The organism is Streptomyces torulosus (assembly GCF_001419765.1).
Taxonomy (GTDB): Bacteria; Actinomycetota; Actinomycetes; order Streptomycetales; family Streptomycetaceae; genus Streptomyces; species Streptomyces torulosus.
This window is the reverse complement of record NZ_LIRK01000113.1, coordinates 1-24,385: the sequence shown is the minus strand read 5'-3', so window position 1 is coordinate 24,385 and position 24,385 is coordinate 1. Positions and strand designations below refer to the sequence as shown.

General features: G+C 71.1%; 20 protein-coding genes and 1 pseudogene. 12 read left to right on the top strand and 9 right to left on the bottom strand.

Annotated features, from left to right (window positions below; genetic code table 11):
* Positions 1-68 precede the first annotated feature (68 nt).
* Together AOK23_RS08775 and AOK23_RS08770 are read left to right on the top strand one after the other, a co-directional pair.
* The gene (locus AOK23_RS08775) at positions 69-1,925 is read left to right on the top strand and encodes a LamG-like jellyroll fold domain-containing protein (RefSeq protein ID WP_055712184.1); all 1,857 of its coding nucleotides are present in this window, start codon (positions 69-71) and stop codon (positions 1,923-1,925) included.
* A 26-nt stretch (positions 1,926-1,951) separates the two neighbouring features.
* Entirely contained in the window at positions 1,952-3,613 is a 1,662-nt protein-coding gene (locus tag AOK23_RS08770; RefSeq protein ID WP_055712183.1) for a PHP domain-containing protein, read from the top strand.
* A gap of 81 nt (positions 3,614-3,694) precedes the next feature.
* Here AOK23_RS08770 and AOK23_RS08765 read toward each other — a convergent pair whose 3' ends face one another.
* From AOK23_RS08765 to AOK23_RS08745, 5 genes are all read right to left on the bottom strand, one after another.
* Positions 3,695-4,966, bottom strand: a complete 1,272-nt coding sequence (locus tag AOK23_RS08765) for a helix-turn-helix domain-containing protein (RefSeq protein WP_055712182.1) — start codon at positions 4,964-4,966, stop codon at positions 3,695-3,697.
* 457 nt (positions 4,967-5,423) lie between these two features.
* On the bottom strand, positions 5,424-5,879 hold the full coding sequence (locus tag AOK23_RS08760) for a MaoC family dehydratase (RefSeq protein WP_055712181.1): 456 nt from the start codon (positions 5,877-5,879) through the stop codon (positions 5,424-5,426).
* A gap of 32 nt (positions 5,880-5,911) precedes the next feature.
* The gene (gene menE / locus AOK23_RS08755; RefSeq protein ID WP_055712180.1) at positions 5,912-7,414 is read right to left on the bottom strand and encodes an o-succinylbenzoate--CoA ligase; all 1,503 of its coding nucleotides are present in this window, start codon (positions 7,412-7,414) and stop codon (positions 5,912-5,914) included.
* A 50-nt stretch (positions 7,415-7,464) separates the two neighbouring features.
* On the bottom strand, positions 7,465-8,343 hold the full coding sequence (locus AOK23_RS08750; RefSeq protein WP_055712186.1) for an amidohydrolase family protein: 879 nt from the start codon (positions 8,341-8,343) through the stop codon (positions 7,465-7,467).
* Between the two features lie 20 nt (positions 8,344-8,363).
* Complete coding sequence (locus AOK23_RS08745) at positions 8,364-9,281, bottom strand: SDR family NAD(P)-dependent oxidoreductase (protein WP_055712179.1); 918 nt, start codon at positions 9,279-9,281, stop codon at positions 8,364-8,366.
* A gap of 223 nt (positions 9,282-9,504) precedes the next feature.
* Between AOK23_RS08745 and AOK23_RS08740 the strand changes: the two genes are divergently transcribed.
* Together AOK23_RS08740 and AOK23_RS08735 are read left to right on the top strand one after the other, a co-directional pair.
* Positions 9,505-9,930, top strand: a complete 426-nt coding sequence (locus tag AOK23_RS08740) for a MarR family winged helix-turn-helix transcriptional regulator (protein WP_055712178.1) — start codon at positions 9,505-9,507, stop codon at positions 9,928-9,930.
* Positions 9,931-9,940: 10 nt separating this feature from the next.
* The gene (locus tag AOK23_RS08735; RefSeq protein WP_055712177.1) at positions 9,941-10,831 is read left to right on the top strand and encodes an IclR family transcriptional regulator; all 891 of its coding nucleotides are present in this window, start codon (positions 9,941-9,943) and stop codon (positions 10,829-10,831) included.
* A 40-nt stretch (positions 10,832-10,871) separates the two neighbouring features.
* Here the strand turns inward: AOK23_RS08735 and AOK23_RS08730 are convergent, their stop codons facing one another.
* The 3 genes from AOK23_RS08730 to AOK23_RS08720 form a co-directional block, all read right to left on the bottom strand.
* The gene (locus AOK23_RS08730) at positions 10,872-11,972 is read right to left on the bottom strand and encodes a serine hydrolase domain-containing protein (protein ID WP_055712176.1); all 1,101 of its coding nucleotides are present in this window, start codon (positions 11,970-11,972) and stop codon (positions 10,872-10,874) included.
* A gap of 42 nt (positions 11,973-12,014) precedes the next feature.
* On the bottom strand, positions 12,015-12,512 hold the full coding sequence (locus AOK23_RS08725) for a hypothetical protein (RefSeq protein ID WP_055712175.1): 498 nt from the start codon (positions 12,510-12,512) through the stop codon (positions 12,015-12,017).
* A 63-nt stretch (positions 12,513-12,575) separates the two neighbouring features.
* Positions 12,576-13,370 carry an ArsR/SmtB family transcription factor gene (locus AOK23_RS08720; protein ID WP_055712174.1) on the bottom strand — a complete coding sequence of 265 codons (795 nt, stop codon included), beginning with the start codon at positions 13,368-13,370 and terminating at the stop codon, positions 12,576-12,578.
* A gap of 258 nt (positions 13,371-13,628) precedes the next feature.
* Between AOK23_RS08720 and AOK23_RS08715 the strand changes: the two genes are divergently transcribed.
* Positions 13,629-15,020 (top strand): glycoside hydrolase family 16 protein, encoded by a 1,392-nt coding sequence (locus tag AOK23_RS08715; protein WP_055712173.1) that lies wholly within the window; start codon positions 13,629-13,631, stop codon positions 15,018-15,020.
* A 105-nt stretch (positions 15,021-15,125) separates the two neighbouring features.
* On the opposite strand, the gene AOK23_RS08710 is transcribed toward AOK23_RS08715, so the two are convergent.
* Entirely contained in the window at positions 15,126-16,031 is a 906-nt protein-coding gene (locus tag AOK23_RS08710) for a helix-turn-helix domain-containing protein (RefSeq protein WP_055712185.1), read from the bottom strand.
* A gap of 138 nt (positions 16,032-16,169) precedes the next feature.
* Here AOK23_RS08710 and tkt point away from each other — a divergent pair, with 138 nt between their 5' ends.
* The 7 genes and pseudogenes from tkt to AOK23_RS08675 all read left to right on the top strand — a co-directional run.
* Positions 16,170-18,221, top strand: coding sequence for a transketolase (gene tkt / locus AOK23_RS08705; protein ID WP_055712172.1), 2,052 nt, complete (start codon positions 16,170-16,172; stop codon positions 18,219-18,221).
* Between the two features lie 113 nt (positions 18,222-18,334).
* Positions 18,335-18,582 (top strand): annotated as a pseudogene (locus AOK23_RS08700) (transaldolase family protein); the annotation flags it as partial.
* On the top strand, positions 18,579-20,132 hold the full coding sequence (gene zwf, locus AOK23_RS08695) for a glucose-6-phosphate dehydrogenase (RefSeq protein ID WP_055712170.1): 1,554 nt from the start codon (positions 18,579-18,581) through the stop codon (positions 20,130-20,132). The pseudogene AOK23_RS08700 and the gene zwf, both read left to right, overlap by 4 nt.
* Entirely contained in the window at positions 20,129-21,067 is a 939-nt protein-coding gene (gene opcA / locus AOK23_RS08690) for a glucose-6-phosphate dehydrogenase assembly protein OpcA (RefSeq protein ID WP_055712169.1), read from the top strand. Before zwf ends, opcA begins: the two co-directional genes overlap by 4 nt.
* Positions 21,060-22,835, top strand: coding sequence for a glucose-6-phosphate isomerase (gene pgi, locus AOK23_RS08685; protein WP_240496315.1), 1,776 nt, complete (start codon positions 21,060-21,062; stop codon positions 22,833-22,835). The genes opcA and pgi overlap by 8 nt, the downstream gene beginning before the upstream one ends.
* A gap of 1 nt (position 22,836) precedes the next feature.
* Positions 22,837-23,715, top strand: a complete 879-nt coding sequence (gene gnd, locus AOK23_RS08680; RefSeq protein ID WP_055712168.1) for a phosphogluconate dehydrogenase (NAD(+)-dependent, decarboxylating) — start codon at positions 22,837-22,839, stop codon at positions 23,713-23,715.
* Positions 23,716-24,033: 318 nt separating this feature from the next.
* The coding region (locus AOK23_RS08675) for a hypothetical protein (RefSeq protein WP_055712167.1) at positions 24,034-24,385 on the top strand (352 nt) is incomplete at its 3' end.

The following is a 24,385-nucleotide window of genomic DNA, read 5'->3' as shown; positions in this document are numbered from 1 at the left end:
CACCCCCCTCCTCCTTCCCCTCTCCCCCTTTTCCCTCGGACCTTCCACGGACTTCCCACGGAGCACAGGTGTGTACTTCGCATGAGCACGACCAGGGCGAGGCAGCCCCGCAGGCCGGCGCCGGCAGACGGAACTTCCTACGGGCGACCGCGCTGATGGGTGCGGTGGCGGCGGTCGTCCCGGCGGCCGGAACCGCGTCGGCCGCCGCCGAGTCGCCCGCTTCGGCGGCGCGTTGGCGGCCCGACCCCGACAGCCGCCGGTTCACGCTGGCGGTGATGCCGGACACCCAGTACCTCTTCGACGGGCCGAGCATCGACAGGGCGCCCGTGGAGGCGTCCCTGCGGTATCTGCTGGAGCACGGGCGGGAGGAGAACATCGTCTTCCTGTCCCATCTGGGCGACCTCACGCAGAACGGCGCGAAGCAGGAGTGCGCGGCGATCGGCGAGGCGTTCCGGCTGCTCGACCGGAAGGGCGTCGGCTACAGCGTCCTCGCGGGCAACCACGACGTCCGCTCGTCCACCGACGACCAACGGGGCCCGACCCCTTACCTGGACGTGTTCGGCCCCGACCGGTTCGAGGGCCGGCGGACGTTCGGCGGGGCCTCCCCGGACGGCTACAACTCCTTCCACCTCTTCGAGGCCGGCGGCCGGCAGTGGATGGTGCTCGCCCTGGACTGGCGGCTGTCGGCGAAGGGCTACGCGTGGGCCGAGCAGGTCCTGGCGAAGCACCCGAGAACACCGGTCGTACTCACCACGCACGAACTGGTCGACGGGGACGACTCCCTCTCCCCGTACGGGCAGCAGCTGTGGGACCGGCTGATCGCGGACCACGACCAGATCTTCCTCACCCTCAACGGGCACTACTGGCCGGCGGCCCGCGCGGTCCGGAAGAACGCGGCGGGCAACGACGTCCATCTGCACCTCACGAATTACCAGAACCGGTACTTCGGCGGCGCCGCGATGATCCGCCTCTACCGCTTCGACCTCGACCGGAACACCATCGACGTGGAGACGGTCTCCCCCTGGATCCTCGGCCGGGCGGCGAAGGACCTCAACGAGCTGGAGCGGCAGGAGAGCGAACTCTCCGGCGACGCCGACCGGTTCACCGTCGACCTCGACTTCGGGAAGCGGTTCGCGGGCTTCGCACCGGTGCCCGCGCGTCCCTCACGGCCCGCGTCGCGGATGCTGGTGCGCGGCACCCTCGCGTACTGGCGGTTCGACGGCAAGGCCGACGGGGCCGAGGTCGACGGGATCGTGCGCGACCGCTCCGGACACGGCAACGACCTCACCCTGGTCACCGTCGGCGGCGGCACCCTCAGCTACTCCGCCGACCACCACCCGGACCAGCCGGGCCACGGCAGCCTGGAGTTCCGCGGCGGGAAGCCGCCGCTGAAGGGCGCCTATCTTCGGACGGTCGACGGGGCGCCCCTCAACTCGGCGACGTTCGAGGACGGTTACACCATCGAGGCGTTCTACCGGCTGCCCGCCGACTGGGATCCGGCGCACCACGCGTGGGCCGGCATCCTCGGCCGGACCGGCACGGGCGGCGCCGCGGGCAAGACCCAGGACGACCCCGACGAGCCGCTCGCCACGCTGTCGCTGTCCAACGACCGCGAACCGCAGTGGGCGGTGCGCCCGCTCAACCAGCAGGGCATCGCCACCAACTGGGGCCAGGAGACCCCCCTGGAGACGTGGTGGCACCTCGCGGTCGTCAACGACGGCCGGCACACCACCCTGTACGTCCAGGGCTGCCCGGTCGTCCGCAACCCCAGGGCGGCGGCCGTCGGCCTCACCTCCGTCGGGCTGCCGTGGATCCTCGGCGGCTACGAGTACGCGGGGAAGATCGACCAGATCCTGCACGGACGGCTCGGTGACGTCCGCGTCGTCGGACGGGCGCTGCCCGTCACCTCGTTCATGAACCACTGACCATCCCCGGAAGGGTTCGCACGACCATGTCAGAGCAACAACTGCCCGTCTGGGCCGATCCGTCCGTCTCCCCCGCCGATCTCGACGCGCAGGGCCTGTCGCGCCGTGGCCTCCTGCGCGCCTCGGGCCTGTTCGGCGCGGCCTTCGCCCTGGGCTCCCTGGCGACGCCCGCGGCCGCCGACTCCGGGCGCCACGGGGGCGACGACCCCCGCCTCGCCTATCTCGTCGGCGACCACCACATCCACTCCGTGTACAGCCACGACGCCAAGTACACGTTCTCCCAACTGGCCGCGGCGGGCGCGAAGTACGGCCTCGACTGGATGGTGTTCACGGAGCACTCCAACTTCGGGCACGCCGACTTCGGGGCCGCGCTGGAGCACCGGGAGATCCTCCGGGCCCGTACGGAGAACCCGCGTCAGCTGATCTTCCAGGGCCTGGAGTGGTACATCCCGGCCGCCGAGCACTGCACGGTCTTCACCACGCCCGGCCCCCACGAGGTCGATCTGCTCACCCGCTTCGAGCGGGCCTACGACGGCAAGCTGCTCGGCTACACCGATGGTTCCGTGGACGGCGCGGACACCGCCCGCAACGAGGCGCACGCCGTCAAGGCCATCAAGTGGCTCGCGGAGCAGCGCCGTTCGGGGTACGTCGACGACGTGCTGGTCCTCGCCAACCACCCGCTGCGGCTCGGCATCGACTCCCCGCACGAGCTGCGCGGCTGGCGGGACGCGGCCCCCGAGATCATGATCGGCATGGAGGGCGCGCCCGGCGCCCAGGGCGCCGCCATCCCCGGCTGGCGGGGCACGAACTCCATCCGGGGCGAGTACGAGAACAAGCCGTCCTCGCAGTCCTGGCCCGGCTACCCGGCGGAGGCGTACCTCACGTACGGCGGTTTCGACTGGTCGACGGCGACCGTGGGCGGGCTCTGGGACTCCCTGCTCGCCGAGGGCCGGCTGTTCTCGATCACCACCAACTCGGACGCCCACCGGATCGTGTTCGACACCTGGAAGAACGGTGACTGGCCCGCCGGGCAGAACTTCGACACCACCGGCAAGCTGCCCGACCCGGTGAACACGGACACCCCGCAGCCCGGCAGCGACTTCTGGCCCGGCCAGTTCAGCCGCACCCACGTGGGCGTCACCCGCTACGGCTACCGTTCCGTGATGGCGGGCCTGCGGGCGGGCCGCGTCTGGCTGGACCACGGCCATCTGCTGGACGGCCTGGAGGTCCGGGTGAAGCGGGACCGCGCCCCCGGCCGGGGCGTCACGCTCGGCGGCCGGCTCCACGCCCGCAAGGGCGAGAAACTCACCCTGACGGTGACCGTGACCACGGCCTCCCGCCCCAACCCGCAGGGAATCCTGCCGGAGTTGGCCCATGTCGACGTCATCCGGGGCACGGTCCGGGGCCCGGCGGGCGACCGGGACTCCTGGCGGGCGCCGGACACCCGCGTCGTGCACACCAAGGAGGTCAGCGGCCGCAAGGGCACCTACACCCTGCGCGTGCCGATCACGGTCGGCGACGAGCCGTTCTACCTGCGGCTGCGGGGCAGTGACGGCAACCGCAACGGCACCGGCTACCTGGGGGCCTCCGTCGACCCCCACGGCCCGATCCCGCACGCGCCGGGCGACGGCGACCCGTGGCAGGACACGTGGTTCTACACCAACCCGGTGTTCGTGGACGTGCGGTGAGCGTCACGTCCGCTTGAGGGCGCGGGGGCCGTACGACCGGCGGCGGTCCGGCGGCCCCCGCGCTCCTCGGTGCGTCGGCCCCTACCGGGAAGGGGACGGACTCGGGCTGAACGCCCGGTCGCAGTGGGGCCAGTCGTGGAAGTCCCGGTCCTCGCTCCACAGCCGCTTGGCCGCCCGGATGTTCCACTCCGGGTCGAGTGCCTGGCGCGGGGTGCCCTTCAGGTCCCTCAGCCGGGCGTCGGAGATCTGGAACAGGCCCCAGTTCCGGGTGCCGTTGGTGTTCGGGAGGATGTGCAGCGGGTCGAGGAACGACTGGCAGTCGGCGATCGCGACCGCGCGGTCCGGTTGCTCGGTGAACACCTCGCGGATGCGCTTGCGCACCTTGTCCGGTGTCCAGGTGCTCATACGCGCCTCGGACGTGTACAGCGCCCGCTTGGTGGTGTCCCCGACCACGCCGTTGGGCGGTTCGATCCCGGCGATCACCTGGAAGGCGGTCACACGGCGCAGGGTCTGCGGGCCGAAGTCGCCGTCCACCCCGATGACCGCGCCCTTGTCCTCCAGGAGGCGCTGCACCTCGCGCACGCAGGTGTCGTGCTGGCCCATGGCCACCACTTCCCGGCAGGCGGGGGTGAAGAGGGTACGGCTGTCCTTCTTCCCCGGTGCGGCGGCGTTCTTGTCCGGGCCGTCGCCGTCCTCGGCCGAGCCCAGCGACGGCAGGGTCCAGGCCATCCCGCCGAGGAACAGCACCACCAGGCCGACGGCCAGGGCGACGCGTCTGCGCCGCCGACCGGACCGCACGGCCCCGGTCCCGGCCCCGGGTGCGTCCACCGTCCCGTGCGGCGCCTCGGAAACCCCGGTGCCCGTCCCCGGTCGGCCGGCCTCCGGATCCAACTCGGGCTCGGGCTCCGGCCGGGAGGTCTCCGAGGCCGGCCGGGCGGCTTGCGGCGCCGGCCGTGCGGCCTTGGGTTCCGTCGCAGGGGCGAGCGGTTCCGCCTCGTCGGACTTCGCGGCAGGCCCGGCAGTCACCGATTGCGGCCCCGCGGCCTCCGGTTCCGGCCGCGTTGCAGCGGTGGCCGGCTCCGCCGGTGTCGTCGGCTCCGGTTCCCGGGCGGCGTCCGCCAGGGCCCACAGGCGGTGCAGCGTCCGCAGTTCCTCCGGGGTGGCCCCGCAGGCCACGGCCAGTCGGTGGACGGTGCCGTAGTCCTGCGGTACCGAACCGCCCAGGCAGTAGCGGTGCACGCTGGACCCGCTGGTTCCGGCCTTCGCGGCGAGGGCCGCGTAACTGAGTCCCGAGCGCTCCTTGAGCGAGCGCAGACATGCGGCGAACCGCTCGGACTCCGTGCACTCGGACACGGGCGTCCCCCCTCTTTCCCCTTGCTGCCGCGCGTGACGGCGGCGCCGCACGTGGTCGGACGGCGGCGCGGTGTGTTCATGGATGAGAGGCGCCCCCCTGGATCCCCCGATCCCCGCGCCCGAGCACACTGTGCCAGAAACAGACGGCCGGAACCCGGCAAACTCCAGCCACTTCCGGGCGGACGACCGGGATCCGTTTTTGATCCCCGTCCCAGCGCCGTCCCAGTGGCCGGAGAATGCCGCAGGCCGGTCGCGTGACGGCCGTCCCAGCGTCCCAGCTGCGCGGAAACCCTTGTCGCGCCGTGTCGGCGATTGCCAGCCTCGGGTCGTCGGGGAACGAACCACCCTGCGCCACCAGGAGATGTCAGTGGCTGAATTCACACCGTAGGGCGGAGCACCCATGGGGGAGTGCTCCGCCCTGTGGCGTTGCCGAGGTGCCCCGGGCCGGGGCGCCCCGTCAGGCGTAGAACCGCGACAGGCTCTGCAGCACGGCCGCAGGCTTGGGGGCGCCCTCGATCTCGATGGTGCCGTCGACGGTGATCTGCACGCCGCCCGGGACGTCCTCCACCGAGGCCAGCTTGCCGACGAGGCGGATCTTGGAGCCGACCTTCACCGGGGAGGGGAAACGGACCTTGTTCAGGCCGTAGTTGACCTTCGTCGACACGCCCTCGACGTCCAGCAGTTCGGTGAACAGCGGGATGAACAGCGACAGGGTCAGGTAGCCGTGCGCGATGGGGGCGCCGAAGGGGCCCTCGGCAGCCTTCTCCGGGTCGACGTGGATCCACTGGTGGTCCCCGGTCGCGTCGGCGAAGGTGTTGATGCGCTCCTGGGTGACCTCGATCCACTCGCTGGCGCCGAGGTCGCTGCCGGCGAGCTTCTTCAGCTCGTCGATGCCGTTCACGGTGATGCTCATGTTCCCTGCTTTCGAAAGGAGTTGATGGTGGATCAGCTGTTGCCGTAGCGCTTGCGCACCCGGGCCTTCAGCAACTTGCCGGAGGCGGTGCGGGGCAGCTCCTCGGCGATCACGACCGACTTGGGGATCTTGTACTTGGCGAGCCGTCCGGCCAGTGAGGCCAGCACCTCGTCGGCGTCCAGGGCGGCGCCCTCCCGGGGGACGACCACCGCGCGCGGCACCTCGCCCCACTTGTCGTCGGGTACGCCGATGACCGCGCACTCGACGATGTCGGGGTGGGCGAGGAGCTGGTCCTCGATCTCGGCGGGGTAGATGTTCTCGCCCCCGGAGATGATCATGTCCTTGATGCGGTCGACGATGAAGACGTACCCGTCCTCGTCGACGCGGGCGGCGTCGCCGCTGCGGAACCAGCCGTCGGCGAAGACAGCGGCCGTCTCCTCCGGCAGGCCCCAGTACCCGGGCATGACGTGCGGTCCCCGCACGACGACCTCGCCGGGCTCGTCCACGTCGACCGGTGTCATGTCCGGGCGTACGACCCGCACATCGCTGAAGAAGTGCGGGACGCCCGCGGAGCCGGCCTTGCTCACGGCGTGCTCCGCGTCGAGGAAGAGCGTGCCGGGCGCGGCTTCCGTCATGCCGTAGCCCTGGAGGAAGGTGAGGCCCCGCTCCTGGAACTTCGCGATGAGCGGGGTCGGCACCGGGGAGCCGCCGCAGGACAGCATCCTGAGCGACGACAGGTCCGCGTCGGCCCAGCGCGGGTGCCGGGCCACCTGGTCGAACATGGTGGGCACGCCGAACATGAACGTGATCCGGTGCCGTTCGATCAGGTCGAAGGTGGCCTCCGGCACGAACGACTCGACCAGGACGCATGTGCCGCCCTTGAGCAGCACGGGCAGGGTGAGCATGTTCAGCCCGGCGGTGTGGAACAGCGGGGCGGAGACCAGGGCGCGTTCGTCGGCGATGACGTCCTGGTCGACGAGGACGTTGACGGCGTTCCAGATGATGTTGCCGTGCGTGAGCATCGCGCCCTTGGGGCGGCCGGTCGTCCCCGAGGTGTACATGATGATGCAGGTGTCGTCGGCGGTGACCGGCTGGTCGATCGGCTCGGGCTCCGCCCCGGCCAGCAGCGCCTCGTACTCGGCGCCGGTCTCGACGTACGTACGGACGTCGGTGTCGCCCGGCAGTCCCGCGACGAGCCCGGTGAATCCGGGCGCGTACACGAGGGCCTTGGCTCCGGAGTCCGAGAGCTGGTAGGCGATCTCAGGTCCGGCGAGGCGGGTGTTGAGCGGGACGAACACCGCGCCGAGGGTGCCGGCGGCGAACAGCGTCTCCAGGTACGAGGGGTGGTTGGGCCCCAGGTAGGCGACGCGGTCGCCGCGGCGGACGCCGGAGGCGCGCAGGGCGTGCGCGAGGCGCGTGGTGCGCTCGTACAGCTCCGCGTAGGTGATGCTGGTGTCGCCGTGGATCAGCGCGGTGCGCTGCGGGGTCTTGCGGGCCCGCCGGGCGGGCCACGACCCCAGTCCCTCATTGCGCATGTCTGTGCCCCTGTCCGTCGTTGCACATGGGGGTGTCCCTCACGGTGTGGTCATGGCTTCGTCAGCCCGAGCAGCCGGGCGGCGTTCTCCTTGAGGATCTTCGGCTTGACCTCGTCCTTGATCGTCAGCTTCTCGAAGTCGGCGAGCCAGCGGTCGGGGGTGAGGACGGGGTAGTCGGAGCCGAAGAGGACCTTGTCCTTGAGCAGGGTGTTCGCGTACTGCACCAGCTGCGGCGGGAAGTACTTCGGGGACCAGCCGGACAGGTCGATGTGGACGCCCGGCTTGTGCGTGGCCACCGCCAGCGCCTCGTCCTGCCAGGGGAAGGACGGATGGGCCAGGATGATCTTCAGATGGGGGAAGTCGGCGGCGACGTCGTCCACGTGCAGCGGGTTGGAGTACTTCAGCCGGATGCCGCCGCCGCCGGGGACGCCCGCGCCTATGCCCGTCTGCCCGGTGTGGAAGAGGGCGATGGTGCCGGTCTCCTCGATGACCTCGTAGAGGGCGTACGCCACCGAGCGGTCGTTGGGGAAGAAGCCCTGGACGCTGGGGTGGAACTTGAAGCCCTTCACCCCGTACTCCTCGACCAGCCGGCGGGCCTGCTTCACACCGGCCTTGCCGCGGAAGGGGTCGATGGAGGCGAAGGGGATCAGCACGTCCGCGTTGGCGGCGGCCGCCTCGGCGACCTCCTCGTTGGGGACGGGCTCGGTTCCGGTCGCGGACTCGGCGTCCACCGTGAAGATCACGGCGGCCATCTTCCGCTCACGGTAGTAGGCGGCCGTCTCCTCCAGGGTGGGCTTGCGCTTGCCCTCGACCTTGAAGTAGGCGGAGGAGGCGTCGTGGAGGTCGTCGTCCAGCGACGACGTGCCCTTCTTCGACGACACCTCGGCGTGGGTGTGGACGTCGATCGCGACCAGCTCGTCCACGTTCATGGCGGGACCTGCGGTGCTCATCACGCCTCCGGGATCTTCGGGGCGGGAATGCCCACGGTCTGCGGCTCGGCGCCCAGCGAGGTCGGCCAGACGTCGGCGAGCGCCTCGGGCGTCCAGCCGCCGTTCGCGTACGCCGTCTTGATCTCCTGCGGGTGCGACCAGAGTGCCACCTTGTCGCCGCCGATGCCGATGGCCTGGCCGGTGACACCGCGGGCGGCCTCGGAGGCGAGGAAGGGGACCAGGGCGGCGCAGTCCTCGGGGGTGCCGAAGCCCTCGCCCTTGCGCAGGAAGTCCGGGAACGGCTTGCCCTCGCGCAGGGCCTCCACGTACGGGGCGAAGACCGGGATGGTCTCGGTCATCGCGGTGGCGGCGACCGGGATGATCGCGTTGACCGTGATGTTCGCGCGGCCCAGCTCCATCGCCCAGGTGCGGGCGAAGGCGGCGATGCCGGCCTTGGCGGCGGCGTAGTTCGTCTGCCCGAAGTTGCCGCGCTGTCCGGCCGGCGAGCCGACCAGGATCAGGGAGCCGCCCTCGCCCTGCTCGCGCATGCGGATCGCGGCGGCGCGGGCGCAGGTGAAGGTGCCCTTGAGGTGGGTGGTGATCACCGCGTCGAAGTCGTCGTCGGACATCTTCCACAGCACCTTGTCGCGGAGGATGCCCGCGTTGGTGACGAGGATGTCGAGCCGCCCGAACTCCTCCACGGCGCGGCCCACCAGCCGGTCGGCGGCCTCGGTGGTACCGACCGGGACGACCTCGGCGACGGCCGTGCCGCCCGCCTCGGTGATGGACTTCACGGCCGCTTCGGCCACGGCCTCGTCGATGTCGTTGACGACCACGGAGGCACCGGCGGCGGCGAGGGCCTGGGCGTAGGCCAGTCCGAGGCCGCGGCCACTGCCGGTGACGACGGCGACCTTGCCGGTGAGATCGATGCTGGGCACGAGTGGGGTCCCTTCGGAGTGACAGCGCGGATGGCTGCGCGGCTTCGAAATCGAAGTTAAGAGCAATAGTTGTTGACGTCAATAGTTGTTGAGCCGAGGTCTTTGGGGCATCCTGGGGAGCAGCACCACAAGCGCCGCCCCGCAGGGGGCCTCGACCAGGGAGCCCGCCATCGCCGGCCAGCAGACTCAGAACTCCGCCTCGATCGACGCGCGTGAGCCGTGGATGCGCGGGCTGCACGCGGACACGGGGTATCTGCTGTACCGCCTGGGGCAGCGCTCGGGGCAGCTGTTCAACGCCTCGTTGCAGGAGTCGGGGCTGCGGCTGCGCCACTACGCGCTGCTGCGCTTCCTGACCACCACGCCGGGCGCGCTCCAGCGGGAGCTGAGCGCGTCCCTCGGGTACGACCCGAGCGCGATCGTCGGCCTGGTGGACGACCTGGAGAAGCTGGGCTTCGCCGAGCGGCGCCCCTCCCCCGACGACCGCCGCAGCCGGATCGTCGTCCTGACCGAGGACGGCCGCGCCTTCCTCCGGGACACCGACGAGGCGGGCCGACGCGTCACCGACGAGCTGCTGGAGCCGCTGGACGCCGCCGAGCGCGACGCGCTCCACGTCCTGCTCCAGAAGGTCGCCGAGGCCGGGCTGGGGTGACCAGGTGCCGATGACCGCCGGAGCGCTGCCGGAGCCGGGGGCCGCGCGCTCCGCCCCGGACCGGCTGCTCGCCGTGCTGGCCGCCTTCGACCACGGCCATCCGGCGCTGACGCTGACCGACATCAGCCGCCGGGCCGGGCTGACCCTCACCACGGCGCACCGGCTGGTGGGCGCGCTCACCGAGTGGGGCGCCCTGGAACGGGACGCGGACGGGATCTACCACGTGGGCTTGCGGCTGTGGGAGGTCGCGGCGCTCGCCCCGCGCGGACTCGCGCTGCGGCAGATCGCGCTGCCGTACCTGGAGGACCTGTACGAGGCGACGCACGAGAACGTGCAGCTGGCGGTGCGCGACGGCGACGAGGTCGTCTACATCGAGTGGCTCTCCGGGCGGTCGGCCGTCGGCGTCCACATCCGGGTCGGCGCCCGCTGGCCGCTGCACGCGACGGGCGTGGGGCTGGCGCTGCTGGCGCACAGCGACCCCGCGTCCCAGGAGACCTACTGCCAGGGGGAGTTGGCCGCCTTCACGCCGTACACCCTCACCGACGGCGCCCGGTTGCGCCGGGTGCTGGCGGAGGTCCGGCGTACGAGCGTGGCGGTGAGCAGCCGGCAGGTCACGGAGGACGCGCTGTCGGTGGCGGCGCCGGTCCGTGGATCGGGCGGGGCGGTGGTCGCCGCCGTGTCGGTGGTCGTGCCCCAGGCGGGCGCGCAGGTCCCGGTGCTGACCCCGGCGGTACGGGTCGCGGCCCGGGGCATCTCCCGGGCCCTGGGCTGGCAGCCGGACGAGGCGTCGACGCCGAGGACGCGCCGGGGCAGCGGCGCCAGCGGCCGGGGTTCCCTGATCCCGGGCCGCTCCGCCCTACCGACGCCCCCGCCGACGCCGCTGTCCGCCCCGCCTTCCTGAGGGGTGCCCCCCGCCGACATCGGGGCGCCGTGACGGAGTCTCAGGCGCTGAGGCTCTCGTACACCGCCGCGAGGATCAGGAACGCGCGGTCGTCGCCGAGGCCGCCGTTGTCGATCATCTGGTTCATCGTGTAGGCGACGGACATGCGGGCGTCGAGGTCGACGAGGACGAGGGAGCCGCCCCAGCCGCCCCAGAAGCAGGTGCGGGGGTTGGGCAGCTGGCCGCCGTTCAGGCCGTAGCCGAGGCCCCAGCGCATCGGTACGCCGAGGACCCGGTCGGTGCCGTCGAACTGCTCCTCCAGGGCCCGTTCGCACCCCTTCTCCGAGAGCAGCCGCACGCCTCGGGCCTCGCCGCCGCAGGCCGGCAGCGACTGGATCGCGGCGATCGAGCGGGCGTTGCCGTGTCCGCCCGCGGCCGGGATCTCGGCGCGCCGCCAGGCGAGGGTGTTGGCTGCGGTCGCCGGGATGTCCGGGTTGGGCTTGCCGCCCCCGCGGGGCGGGGAGGAGGGCGGCGGGAGGATCGGCGCGACCCGGTGGTCGTGCTCGGGGCCGAGGCCGATGTGGAAGTCGGCGCCCAGCGGCCCGGCTACCTCCTCGGCGAAGAACGTGCCGAGGCTGCGGCCGGTGACCCGGCGCACGACCTCCCCGACGAGATACCCCTGGGTGACCGCGTGGTACCCGGCGTCGGTGCCGGGCTCCCAGGCGGGCGCCTGCGCGGCGAGCCGGGCGGTGACCGTCGGCCAGTCGTAGAGGTCCTCCAGCGTGGTCGGCGCGTCGAAGACGGGCAGCCCGGCGGTGTGGGAGAGCAGATGGCTCACCCGTACGCCCTCCTTGCCCGCGGCGGCGAACTCGGGCCAGTACGCGGCCACCGGCGCGTCCAGGTCGAGGGCGCCGCGGTCGGCGAGGATCAGCGCGCACAGCGCGGTCATCGTCTTGGTGCTGGACCAGACGTTGGTGAGGGTGTCCCGCTGCCAGGGGACCGTGCGGTCCGCGTCGAGGTGGCCGCCCCACAGGTCGACCTCCGGCTCACCGTCCACGAACACCGCCACCGAGGCCCCGACGTCCTTGTCGGCCAGGGAGGCGGCCAACGCCGAGCGCACCGGCGTGAATCGATCCGTACACGTGCCGTGAGTGTCCACCATGGGGGTGAAGCTAGCGGGCGACGCTTTGGCGGAGCCATCGAATTACGCGGCGGCGCCTTCCGGCAGCAGGGCCAGGAGCTGCCGGGTGTGGCCGGGGAGTTCGACCTCCGCGAGACCGGTGATCAGGTCCCGCAGCGGCACGGCCCCGTCGAGCAGGAGTGTGTCGTGGGACAGCAGCCGGGCGGGCACCGGGGTGTCGAGTTCGGCCTCGCTGAGCACAGGTCCGGCGAGCGCGCACAGGGCGTCCGTCTGATGCCGGACGCGTTCGCGGAGTCCGGCGTTGCCGCCGGCGAGCCCGATGGCACGGTCGATGGTCCAGGCGTCGAGCGCCACGCGGTTGTCGAACGTCGTGTGCGCTCCGGCGGCGACGGTGGAGACGGCGGCGAGGGTCGCGGCGTTGACGAGCGTGACGTGCGCCAGGATCCGGTCGGCGTCCCACTCGCCGGCGGGCGGGTCGGGCACCGGGACGTCGGCGTCGGCCACCGTGGCGGCGGCGTCCAGGAACGCGCGGGAGGCGTCCCGCAGCGGGGTGATGTCCATGGGCCTCTGCTTTCCTGCGGTCGTGCGGGGACGGACGGTGGGGCGGACCCGGCCTCCGTGGGGTCAGCTGTGGGCCGGGGACATCTCCCAGGGCGCCTGCGGAAGGACGTCGCCGGTCTCCAGCAGCGACTTGAGGTTGGCCAGCACGGCCGGCCAGCCGCGCGAGATACCGTCGAGCATCTCGGCGTTCGGCAGGTTCTCGTGGGTGACGGTGAGACGGACGATGTCGTGGTGCGGTTCGACGAGGAAGGTCACGACCGACGGCTCCCGGGGCGACGCGGGGTCGGGGGTGTCCTCGAAGGTGATGACCAGCCTGGTCGGGGGCTCGGCCGCGATCACCTTTCCGACGACGTCGACGGCGTCCGATCCGTCGACGCGCCGGTGCTCCCAGGCGGAGCCCGGCCGCCAGTCGGAGAGGTTGGCGTGCCCCCAGTAGCGGGCCGTGAGGTCCGCGTCCGTGAGGGCCTGCCAGACCTGCTCGGCGCTCGCGCGGATGTAGGTGACATAGACGTAGGTCGGTACGGGTGCGGGTGTGGGTGCGCCGGTCATGGCGTACTCCTCTGCCTGGTTCCTGATGACGCTGATCGCCTGGAGGCGGGGCCTGTCGAACCCCGAGATCCAGCGCTCCTCGATCTCGTGGATGGGCACCGGGTTGAGGTAGTGCAGGCGTTCCCGTCCCCGTCGTACGACGGTCACGAGGTCGGCGCGGACGAGGACGTCGAGATGCTGCGTGGCCGACTGGCGCGCCATGTCGAGGTGCTCGCACAGCTCGCGCAGCGTCTGGCCGTTCTGCTCACGCAGGCGGTCGAGCAGGAGTCGTCGCGTGGGATCGGCCAGCGCCTTGAACACCGAGTCCATCGCTGTCGCTTCTAGGCTCACACCTCAATTATGCAGGCTTTTACCTGCGTATTGTCAAGCGATGGCCCGGCGATCTTCACAGGGTGAACTCGCCCGTCCCGCAAGCACTTTCTCCGCTTTAACTCTTGACGACCGCGACGGCGGAGCGCACATTGGCCGCACGCTCCTCTTCTGAGAGCGCTCTCAAAGAACGGGACCGAGCAGAGCGTTCTCCGCCCGCGCACCTCACTCCGTACTCCCCACCCCAAAGAGGCCGCCATGAGTGAACCCTCCGGCATACCCGTCGGGCGTCGTCGCCGCCCGCTCCGGCGCGTGCTCCTCGCCGTCGTCAGCGCGGTGGCGCTGGCCACGGCGGGGGCGACCGCCGCGCAGGGGGCCGCCCCCACCCCGCCCTCCGGCTGGACCCAGGTCTTCCTCGACGACTTCAACGGCACGGCCGGCACCGGTGTGAACACCTCCGACTGGCAGTACGCGACCGGGACTTCCTACCCCGGCGGGCCTGCCAACTGGGGCACCGGCGAGGTCGAGACGATGACGAACAGCACCTCCAACGTCTCGCTCGACGGCAACGGCAATCTGCGCATCACCCCGCTGCGCGACTCGGCGGGCAGATGGACCTCGGGCCGCATCGAGACCAACCGCACCGACTTCCAGCCCCCGGCCGGCGGCAAGCTGAGGGTCGAGTCCCGGCTCCAGATGCCGAACGTGACGGGCACGGCCGCCGAGGGCTACTGGCCCGCGTTCTGGATGCTGGGCGCGCCCTACCGGGGCAACTACCAGAACTGGCCGAGCGTCGGCGAGCTGGACATCATGGAGAACGTCCAGGGCCGCAACCAGGTGTGGGCCACCATGCACTGCGGCACCAACCCCGGCGGCCCGTGCAACGAGACGACCGGCATCGGCAGCTCCACCGCCTGCCCGGGCACCACCTGCCAGTCGGGCTTCCACACCTACACCATGGAGTGGGACCGCTCGGTGACCCCGGAGACCATCCGGTTCTCCGTCGACGGCACCCAGTTCCACTCGGTCAACGCCAACCAGGTGGACGCCACGACCTGGACCAACGCCACCAACCACGGCTTCTTCATCATCCTGAACGTGGCCATGGGCGGCGCCTTCCCCGACGCGTTCGGCGGCGGACTGGACGGTGACACCCGCTCCGGTGTCCCCATGGTGGTGGACTACGTCCAGGTGCTGTCGGCGGCCGGGGGCACCACCACTCCCCCGCCCTCGGGCACCCGTGACGCGTACAGCCCCATCCAGGCCGAGTCGTTCAACGGTCAGAGCGGAGTCAGCACCGAGAGCACCACCGACTCCGGCGGCGGCCAGAACATCGGCTCCGTCGCGAGCGGCGACTGGGCACTGTTCCAGAACGTCGACTTCGGCTCCACGGGCGCCACGCAGTTCGTCGCCCGGGTGGCCAGCGGGGCGAACGCCGGCGTGAGCGGACTGGTCGAGGTCCGCCTCGACAACCGTTCCAACGCCCCCGTCGGCAGTTTCGCCCTCGCCAACACCGGGGGCTGGCAGTCCTGGCGGACGGTGCCCGCGAACATCAGCCGGGTCACCGGGACGCACGACGTGTATCTGACCTTCACGAGCGGTCAGCCACAGGACTTCGTGAACGTGAACTGGTTCAACTTCGGCCGCTGAGAGGTGCTGAAAGGGTCACTGACCCCCACGGGAGGGGCTCCGTCCACGGGCGGGGCCCCTTTCCCATGGGCGGCATCCTCGCGTGTCGCCCGTACGGCCTGGCGGTCAGCGCATCTCCGCCCGGAACGCCACCGGCGTCGTCCCGGTGTGCAGCTGGAAGAACTTGGAGAAGTTCGCCGAGTCGGGGAAGCCCACCGCCGCGCCGACGCGGCCCGTCGGCAGGTCGGTGTGGGCCAGCAGCCGTTTCGCCTCCAGGACGACCCGCTTGTCGATGAAGCCCTTCGGGGTCTCCCCGGTGGCGGCGCGGACCGCCCTCACGAGGGTGCGGCGCGAGTAGCCGAGGGCGTCGGCGTATGCGCTGACGCTGTGATTGGTGGTGAACTCCCGCTCCACGGCGTCCCGGAAGCGGGTGAACGTCGTGTCGTGGTGGCTCAGGGACGCCTCGGCCGAGCTGTCCGCGAGATGGGCGAGACGCAGCAGGAACGCCGTCAGGGAGTGCCGCAGCACGGCGGTGTGGAGGCCGAGCGGCAGGGTGGTGGTGTCGACGTACTCGCGCTCCAGGTGCGCCAGGGAGGCGCGCAGGCCGGCGAGTCGGGCCCGGTCGGGGCGGAGCAGCGGGGGCAGGTCGTAGCGGTAGAGGCCGGTGGCCTCGACCGTTTCCCGGGGCAGGAAGCCCGGTTGCATGGTGAGGACGGTCCCGCGGTACCCGGTGGTGTGTGAGAAGCGATGCACCTGTCCGGGGCGGATCCACAGCAGATCGCCCGTGTCCGCCTCGTACTCGGTGAAGTCGACCATGTGGGTGACGGGGCCGTCGTCGAACAGCATCACGACGTGGAAGTCGATGCGGTGCACCCGTTCCAGAGGGACGTCCGCGTGCCAGGTGCGGCGGTCGTCCATCGGGCCGACCTGCATACCGACACCGGAGAGGCTGAGGTCCGCCGGGAACGGGAAGGTTCTGATGCGGTCGCTCTCCCCGACGTCGCCGCCGTCCCCGATGCCCGTCTCCTTCATGCCCCCGCCCACCCAGGTCCGCCGGTGTCCCAGTTTCACCGAAGGGTGGCACACGGCAACCTTCCTTCTCAAAAGTCAGACTTTTAGTTTTGAAGGCGCAAGGACCAATCCGCCGCACCTATCGAGGACTTCTTGAAGATGAACTGGACAGAACTCGACCGACGTGCCGTCGACACCGCGCGCCTGCTGGCGGCCGACGCCGTCCAGAAGGTCGGCAACGGGCACCCCGGCACGGCGATGAGCCTGGCGCCCGCCGCGTACACGCTCTTTCAGAAGGTGATGCGACATGACCCGGCCGATCCCGAGTGGACCGGCCGCGACCGCTTCGTCCTCTCCCCCGGCCACACCTCGCTGACCCTGTACACCCAGCTGTTCCTCGCCGGGTACGAGCTGGGGCTGGACGACCTGAAGGCGTTCCGGACCCATGGTTCGAAGACGCCGGGTCACCCCGAGTACGGGCACACGGCCGGCGTCGAGACCACGACCGGTCCGCTGGGGCAGGGCGTCGCCAACGCCGTCGGCATGGCGATGGCCGCCCGCTACGAGCGCGGCCTGTTCGACCCGGACGCGCCCGAGGGCACATCCCCGTTCGACCACACCGTCTGGGCGATCGTCTCCGACGGCGACCTGGAGGAGGGCATCTCCGCCGAGGCGTCGTCCCTGGCGGGCCATCAGAAGCTCGGCAACCTGGTCTTCCTCTACGACGACAACCACATCTCCATCGAGGGCGACACCGCCACCGCGTTCTCCGAGGACGTGCTCAAGCGGTACGAGGCGTACGGCTGGCACGTCCAGCGGATCGAGCCGGCGTTCAACGGGAACATCGACGTGCACGCCCTGTACGACGCGCTGCGGGCCGCGCGGGAGGAGACCTCGCGTCCCTCCTTCATCGCGATGCGCACGATCATCGCCTGGCCGGCGCCGAACGCGCAGAACACCGAGGCCGCCCACGGCTCCGCGCTCGGCGAGGAGGAGGTCGCGGCCACCAAGCGGGTCCTCGGCTTCGACGCGAGCAAGACGTTCCAGGTCGCCGACGACGTCCTCGCCCACACCCGCGAAGCCCTCGACCGGGGCGCCGAGGCGCACGCCGCCTGGGACAAGCGGATCGCCGAGTGGCGCGCCGCCCAGCCCGAGCGTGCACAGCTGTTCGACCGAGTGGTGGCCGGCAGGCTGCCCGAGGGCTGGGAGTCGCACCTCCCGGTGTTCGAGGAGGGCACGTCCGTCGCGACCCGTGCCGCCTCCGGCAAGGTCCTCCAGGCGCTCGGCGCCGTCATCCCCGAACTGTGGGGCGGCTCCGCCGACCTCGCCGGTTCGAACAACACGACCATCGACAAGACGTCGTCGTTCCTCCCGGCGGACAACCCCCTGCCCGAGGCGAACCCCTACGGCCGCACCATCCACTTCGGCATCCGCGAGCACTCGATGGCGGCCGAGATGAACGGCATCGCGCTGCACGGCAACACCCGTGTCTACGGCGGCACCTTCCTGGTGTTCTCCGACTACATGCGCAACGCCGTCCGGCTCTCCGCGCTGATGCAGCTCCCCGTGACCTACGTGTGGACGCACGACTCCATCGGTCTCGGCGAGGACGGCCCCACCCACCAGCCGGTCGAGCACCTGGCGTCGCTGCGCGCCATCCCCGGCCTGAACATCGTCCGACCGGCCGACGCCAACGAGACGGCGATCGCCTGGGCGGAGATCCTGCGGCGGCACGCCACGCACCCCGCGCCCCACGGGCTGGCCCTCACCCGCCAGGGCGTCCCCACGTACGCGCCGAACCCCGACGCGGCGAGGGGCGGCTATGTGCTCCGGGAGTCCTCCACCCCGACACCGGACGTGATCCTCCTCGCCACCGGCTCCGAGGTGCGGCTCGCCGTCGCCGCGCGGGAGCGGCTGGAGGCCGAGGGGGTCGGGACCCGGGTGGTGTCGATGCCGTCGGTGGAGTGGTTCGAGGAGCAGCCGCGCGCCTACCGCGAGAGCGTGCTGCCGCCGTCCGTGAAGGCCCGCGTGGCGGTCGAGGCCGGCATCGGTCTCACCTGGTACCGGTACGTCGGTGACAGCGGTCGCCTCGTCTCCCTGGAGCACTTCGGTGCCTCCGCCGACGCCGAGACCCTGTTCGCCGAGTACGGCTTCACTCCCGAGAACGTCGTCACCGCCGCGAGGGAATCCCTGGCCGCCGTCCGCGGTTGATGCGAGCGCCTGAAGGAAGATGATCACTGTGACCACCGGAACGACCGCGGCGGCCGCCGCCGCGGACCCCCTGCGACGTCTCTCCGAGGAGGGCGTCTCCGTCTGGCTCGACGACGGTCAACACGATGCCGGAGGCGACCCTGCCGCCGCCGAGCAGGGGGTCATCCACGGCGACACGGTCACCGGCGGCTACGCGCAGGCCCACACCGGTCTCGCGGCCGTGGAGGCGCTCGGTGTCTCCTACGACGAGGTTGTGCGGCAGTTGGAGGAGGAGGGCGTCGCCAAGTTCGCGGCGGCGTGGCAGGACCTGCTGGACGCGATGGCGAAGTCCATGAACGGCAAGGGAGTTGATGGGGAATGACCTTGGAGACGACCTCTCAGGCGGCGGCCGACTGGGCCAATCCGCTGCGGGACGAGCGCGATCGCCGGCTCCCCCGGATCGCGGGGCCGTCCGGCCTCGTCATCTTCGGGGTGACCGGTGACCTGTCCCGCAAGAAGCTGATGCCGGCCGTGTACGACCTGGCCAACCGGGGGCTGCTCCCGCCGGGCTTCTCGCTGGTGGGCTTCGCCCGCCGTGACTGGGAGGACCAGGACTTCGCGCAGGTGGTGCACGACGCGGTGCGCGAGCACGCGCGCACCGAGTTCCGCGAGGAGGTCTGGCAGCAGCTGGCCGAGGGTATGCGGTTCGTGCCGGGCGACTTCGACGACGACGAGGCGTTCAAGCAACTCCGCTCGGCCGTCGAGGAGTTGAACGCCTCACGGGGCACCAGCGGCAACTTCGCCTTCTACCTCTCCGTACCGCCGAAGTTCTTCCCGAAGGTCGTCCAGCAGCTGAAGAAGCACGGGCTGGCCGACGCGCCCGAGGGTTCCTGGCGGCGCGCGGTCATCGAGAAGCCGTTCGGCCACGACCTGGCCAGCGCCATCGACCTCAACGAGATCGTGCACGAGGTCTTCGACCCGGAGCAGGTCTTCCGCATCGACCACTACCTCGGCAAGGAGACCGTCCAGAACCTCCTGGCCCTGCGGTTCGCCAACCAGATGTACGAGCCCATCTGGAACCGGTCGTACGTCGACCACGTCCAGATCACCATGGCCGAGGACATCGGCATCGGGGGCCGGGCCGGCTACTACGACGGCATCGGCGCCGCCCGCGACGTCATCCAGAACCATCTCCTCCAACTGATGGCGCTCACCGCCATGGAGGAGCCGATCGCCTTCGACGCCGAGGCGCTGCTCACCGAGAAGCTGAAGGTCCTCAAGTCGGTGCGGCTCCCCGCCGATCTGGGCGCCCACACCGTGCGCGGCCAGTACACGCAGGCCTGGCAGGGCGGCGAGAAGGTGGTCGGCTATCTGGAGGAGGACGGCATCGACCCGAACTCCCGGACCGACACCTACGCCGCCGTCAAGCTGGAGATCGACAACCGCCGCTGGGCCGGTGTCCCGTTCTATCTGCGCACCGGCAAGCGGCTCGGCCGCCGGGTCACGGAGATCGCGGTCGTCTTCCAGACCGCCCCGCACTCCCCGTTCGACTCGACGGCCACCGAGGAGCTGGGGAAGAACGCGATCGTCATCCGGGTGCAGCCGGACGAGGGAATGACCGTGCGCTTCGGTTCGAAGGTGCCGGGTACCTCGATGGAGATCCGGGACGTCACCATGGACTTCGCGTACGGCGAGTCGTTCACGGAGTCCAGCCCGGAGGCGTACGAACGGCTGATCCTTGACGTGCTGCTCGGCGACGCCAACCTCTTCCCCCGCCACCAGGAGGTGGAGGAGTCCTGGAAGATCCTCGACCCGATCGAGGAGTACTGGGCCAAGCACGGCAGGCCCGCGCAGTACCCCTCGGGCAGTTGGGGCCCCGAGGAAGCCGACGAGATGCTCGCACGAGACGGACGGAGCTGGCGCAGGCCATGAAATTCGACCTGACGGACACCACGGCAAGCAAGATCAACAAGGCCCTGGTGCAGGGACGCCGGGCCATCGGCACGCCCGCCGTGGGCATGGTCCTCACGATGGTGATCGTGACGGACGAGGAGAACGCGTACGACTCGATCAAGGCGGCCGAGGAGGCTTCGCACGAGCACCCCTCGCGCACCCTGGTCGTCATCAAGCGGCACGCCCGCACGCCCCGCGACCGCACGCGGTCGCACCTGGACGCCGAGGTGCGCGTGGGCGCCGACGCGGGCACCGGCGAGACGGTCGTGCTGCGGACGTACGGCGAGGTCTCCGACCACGCCGACTCCGTCGTCCTGCCGCTGCTGCTGCCGGACGCGCCGGTCGTGGTGTGGTGGCCGGTGGACTCACCGGAGAACCCGGCGAAGGACCCGCTGGGGGCGCTGGCGCAGCGCCGGATCACCGACATGTACGCCGTCGAGTCCCCGCTCGCCGCGCTGGAGCAGCGGGTCGCCTCCTACACGCCCGGCGACACGGACCTGGCCTGGACGCGGCTGACGCCGTGGCGTTCCATGCTCGCCGCCGCCCTCGACCAGGCCCGCACGAAGATCACCTCGGCGGCCGTGGACAGCGAGGCCGACAACCCGAGCGCCGAACTCCTGGCCCGCTGGCTGGAGGCCCGTCTCGGCGTCACCGTCGAGCGCGTCGTCACCGCGGGGCCGGTCGTGACGGGTGTGCGGCTCGGCACGGAGAACGGGGAGATCGTCATCGACCGCCCCGAGGGCCCGCTCGCCACGCTCACCCTGCCGGGCCAGCCGTCCCGCACCCTCGCCCTGAAGGTGCGCGCCACCTCCGAGCTGATCGCCGAGGAGCTGCGCCGTCTCGACGCGGACGAGATGTACGCGATCGCCCTGCGCGGCGGCGAGCACACCGGGGAGGCCGCCGGCGATGAGTGACGCACCCCGCCTCAACCGGCGCCCGGAGTGGGCCGGGTTGGGGGACCACCGCGCGGGCCCGATGCTCCATCCCTCGCTGCGCGAGCTGTTCGCCGCCGACCCCGGGCGCGCCGAGAGGTACGTCGTCCACGCCGGTGATCTGCGGGTCGACTACTCCAGGCACCTGATCACCGACGAGACGCTCGCCCTGCTCCTCGAACTCGCCGCGGCGACCGATGTGTTCGGTCAGCGCGACGCGATGTTCCGCGGCGAGCGCGTCAACATCACCGAGGACCGGGCGGTCCTGCACACCGCGCTGCGCGCCCCGCGCGGTGCTGTGGTGGAGGTGGACGGCGAGAACGTCGTCCCGGCCGTGCACGCGGTCCTCGACCGGATGGCCGCCTTCGCCGACCGGGTCCGCTCCGGCGACTGGACCGGCCACACCGGCCGCCGTATCCGCAATGTCGTCAACATCGGCATCGGCGGCTCCGACCTCGGGCCCGCGATGGCGTACGAGGCGCTGCGCGCGTACACCGACCGGTCGCTGACCGTACGGTTCGTGTCGAACGTCGACGGGGCCGATCTGCACGAGGCGGTGCGCGACCTCGACCCGGCCGAGACGCTGTTCGTCGTCGCGTCGAAGACGTTCACGACGATCGAGACGCTCACCAACGCGACGTCGGCGCGGTCCTGGCTGCTGGCCGGCCTCGGCGACGGGGGTGCCTCCCCCTACGGCGAAGCCGGGAACGGGGCGGACAGCGGGGCCGAGAAGGCGGTGGCCCGGCACTTCGTGGCGCTGTCGACGAACGCGGGGAAGGTCACCGAGTTCGGGATCGACCCGGACAACATGTTCGAGTTCTGGGACTGGGTCGGCGGCCGCTACTCCTTCGACTCGGCGATCGGCCTGTCGCTGATGATCGCCATCGGCCCGGACCGCTTCCGGGAGCTGCTGGACGGCTTCCGCACGATCGACGACCACTTCAGGACGGCGCCGCCGGAGGCCAACGCCCCACTGCTGCTCGGCCTGTTGGGCGTCTGGTACGGCGACTTCTTCGACGCGCAGTCGCACGCGGTGCTGCCCTACTCGCACTACCTGTCCAGGTTCACCGCGTATCTGCAACAGCTGGACATGGAGTCCAACGGCAAGCAGGTGGGCCGGGACGGGCTGCCCGTCGAGTGGCAGACCGGTCCGGTGGTGTGGGGCACGCCCGGCACCAACGGTCAGCACGCCTACTACCAGTTGCTGCACCAGGGCACCAAGCTGATCCCGGCCGACCTCATCGGGTTCGCCCGCCCGGTCACCGGGATGGAGCCCGAACTCGCCGCACAGCACGACCTGTTGATGGCCAACCTCTTCGCGCAGGGCCAGGCGCTGGCCTTCGGGAAGACCGCCGAGGAGGTACGGGCCGAAGGGGTGCCGGAGGAGCAGGTGCCGCACCGCACGTTCCGCGGCAACCGCCCCACGACGACCGTCCTGGCACCCGAGCTGACCCCCTCGGTCCTCGGCCAGCTGATCGCCCTCTACGAGCACAAGGTGTTCGTCCAGGGCGCCATCTGGAACATCGACTCCTTCGACCAGTGGGGCGTCGAGCTGGGCAAGGTCCTCGCCAAGCGGGTGGAACCCGCGCTGACCGACGGCGCCGACGTACCCGGGCTCGACCCGTCCACGGCGGCCCTGGTCGCCGCGTACCGCGCGCTGCGCGACACCCACGACCGCCATGACCGCCACGATTCCCATGACACCCACGATTCCCATGACTCCCGTGACGCTCAGGAAGAAGTGAACTGACATGCAGCTCGGTCTCATCGGTCTCGGCAAGATGGGCGGGAACATGCGCGAGCGGATCCGCCGCGCCGGCCACACCGTCATCGGCTACGACCGCAACCCCGACGTCTCCGACGTGGGCAGCCTGGCCGAACTCGTCGAGCGGCTCGACGCGCCGCGCACGGTCTGGGTGATGGTCCCCGCCGGCGGCGTCACCCAGTCCGTCGTGGACGAGCTGGCGGACCTGCTGTCGGCCGGCGACACCGTCGTCGACGGCGGCAACTCCCGCTGGACGGACGACGAGAAGCACGCCGAGGAGCTGGGAGCCAAGGGCATCGGCTTCGTCGACGCGGGCGTCTCGGGCGGCGTGTGGGGCCTGGAGAACGGCTACGCGCTGATGGTCGGCGGAGACAAGGAGCACGTGGACCGGCTCCAGCCGATCTTCGACGCGCTCAAGCCGGAGGGGCCCTACGGGTACGTCCACGCCGGGAAGGTCGGCGCCGGGCACTTCTCCAAGATGGTCCACAACGGCATCGAGTACGCCATGATGCAGGCGTACGCCGAGGGCTGGGAGCTGCTGGAGGCCGTGGACTCGGTGACCGACGTCCGTGAGGTGTTCCGGTCCTGGCAGGAGGGGACGGTCATCCGTTCCTGGCTGCTGGACCTCGCGGTCAACGCGCTGGACGCCGACGAGCACCTGGAGAAGCTGCGCGGCTACGCCGCCGACTCCGGGGAGGGCCGGTGGACGGTCGAGGCCGCCATCGACAACGCGGTACCGCTGCCGGCGATCACCGCGTCCCTGTTCGCCCGCTTCGCGTCCCGCCAGGACGACTCGCCCCAGATGAAGATGGTGGCGGCACTGCGGAACCAGTTCGGGGGGCATGCGGTGGAGTCGACGAAGTAGGTTCCGCGCAGCGCGCTGGGCGCGGACCGCTTGCTCGGGGCTGCCACCCGGTGGCAGCCCCCACGCGGATTGACACCTTCGACCCTCATCCACCCGAACTGATCACCTATCACCAGAATCGGGCTTACCTGATCTTTTCCCCCTCATCGGCCGCCCGCGGAGCTACTGTCGGCGCAGCCGCTGCAGAGCGGAGCCGCATCGGCGCGATGGGGGCAGGCACGGGTGAGCAACGAGGGAATCCCACAGCCCAGGCAGGCCGGAGACGGGCTCGGCCGTGCGACACGCGATGCGTGCACGGTTCCTCACTTCAACGAGTTCATGGGCGAGCTGTTCATCGAGCAGTTGCTGCGCGACGACTTGCACGCCGTCGTCCCGTCCGTGGGCATCGACTTTCTCCCCGTACTGCAGAACTGCCTGGACGCCAGACGCCGCCGACAGTCACGGGACATCAAGCTGCTCGCCGTCGCGCTCTGCGGTGCGCTCCTGTCTCTCGCCCTGATCGGCTTCGGCGCGCTCCCGCTTGTCCCGTTTCCCGTGAGCGGCATGCTGGTCGTGGCCTACTGCGTCGTGCACAAGGACCTCATCGCCCGGCAGAGGACCGTGCTGAGACTGACCAGGCACCGGCCGAGTGACCCACATCGGAGAAGAGCAGGCGACTGGGCCGCGGCCC

Bases quoted from the DNA above. Each gene is read 5' to 3' on its own strand.
- AOK23_RS08770 (WP_055712183.1), top strand. From the start codon at position 1,952: ATGTCAGAGCAACAACTGCCCGTCTGGGCCGATCCGTCCGTCTCCCCC.
- AOK23_RS08760 (WP_055712181.1), bottom strand. From the start codon at position 5,879: ATGAGCATCACCGTGAACGGCATCGACGAGCTGAAGAAGCTCGCCGGC.
- menE (WP_055712180.1), bottom strand. From the start codon at position 7,414: ATGCGCAATGAGGGACTGGGGTCGTGGCCCGCCCGGCGGGCCCGCAAG.
- AOK23_RS08750 (WP_055712186.1), bottom strand. From the start codon at position 8,343: ATGAACGTGGACGAGCTGGTCGCGATCGACGTCCACACCCACGCCGAG.
- AOK23_RS08740 (WP_055712178.1), top strand. From the start codon at position 9,505: ATGCGCGGGCTGCACGCGGACACGGGGTATCTGCTGTACCGCCTGGGG.
- AOK23_RS08735 (WP_055712177.1), top strand. From the start codon at position 9,941: ATGACCGCCGGAGCGCTGCCGGAGCCGGGGGCCGCGCGCTCCGCCCCG.
- AOK23_RS08730 (WP_055712176.1), bottom strand. From the start codon at position 11,972: ATGGTGGACACTCACGGCACGTGTACGGATCGATTCACGCCGGTGCGC.
- AOK23_RS08725 (WP_055712175.1), bottom strand. From the start codon at position 12,512: ATGGACATCACCCCGCTGCGGGACGCCTCCCGCGCGTTCCTGGACGCC.
- AOK23_RS08720 (WP_055712174.1), bottom strand. From the start codon at position 13,370: ATGGACTCGGTGTTCAAGGCGCTGGCCGATCCCACGCGACGACTCCTG.
- AOK23_RS08715 (WP_055712173.1), top strand. From the start codon at position 13,629: ATGAGTGAACCCTCCGGCATACCCGTCGGGCGTCGTCGCCGCCCGCTC.
- AOK23_RS08710 (WP_055712185.1), bottom strand. From the start codon at position 16,031: ATGAAGGAGACGGGCATCGGGGACGGCGGCGACGTCGGGGAGAGCGAC.
- tkt (WP_055712172.1), top strand. From the start codon at position 16,170: ATGAACTGGACAGAACTCGACCGACGTGCCGTCGACACCGCGCGCCTG.
- zwf (WP_055712170.1), top strand. From the start codon at position 18,579: ATGACCTTGGAGACGACCTCTCAGGCGGCGGCCGACTGGGCCAATCCG.
- opcA (WP_055712169.1), top strand. From the start codon at position 20,129: ATGAAATTCGACCTGACGGACACCACGGCAAGCAAGATCAACAAGGCC.
- pgi (WP_240496315.1), top strand. From the start codon at position 21,060: ATGAGTGACGCACCCCGCCTCAACCGGCGCCCGGAGTGGGCCGGGTTG.
- gnd (WP_055712168.1), top strand. From the start codon at position 22,837: ATGCAGCTCGGTCTCATCGGTCTCGGCAAGATGGGCGGGAACATGCGC.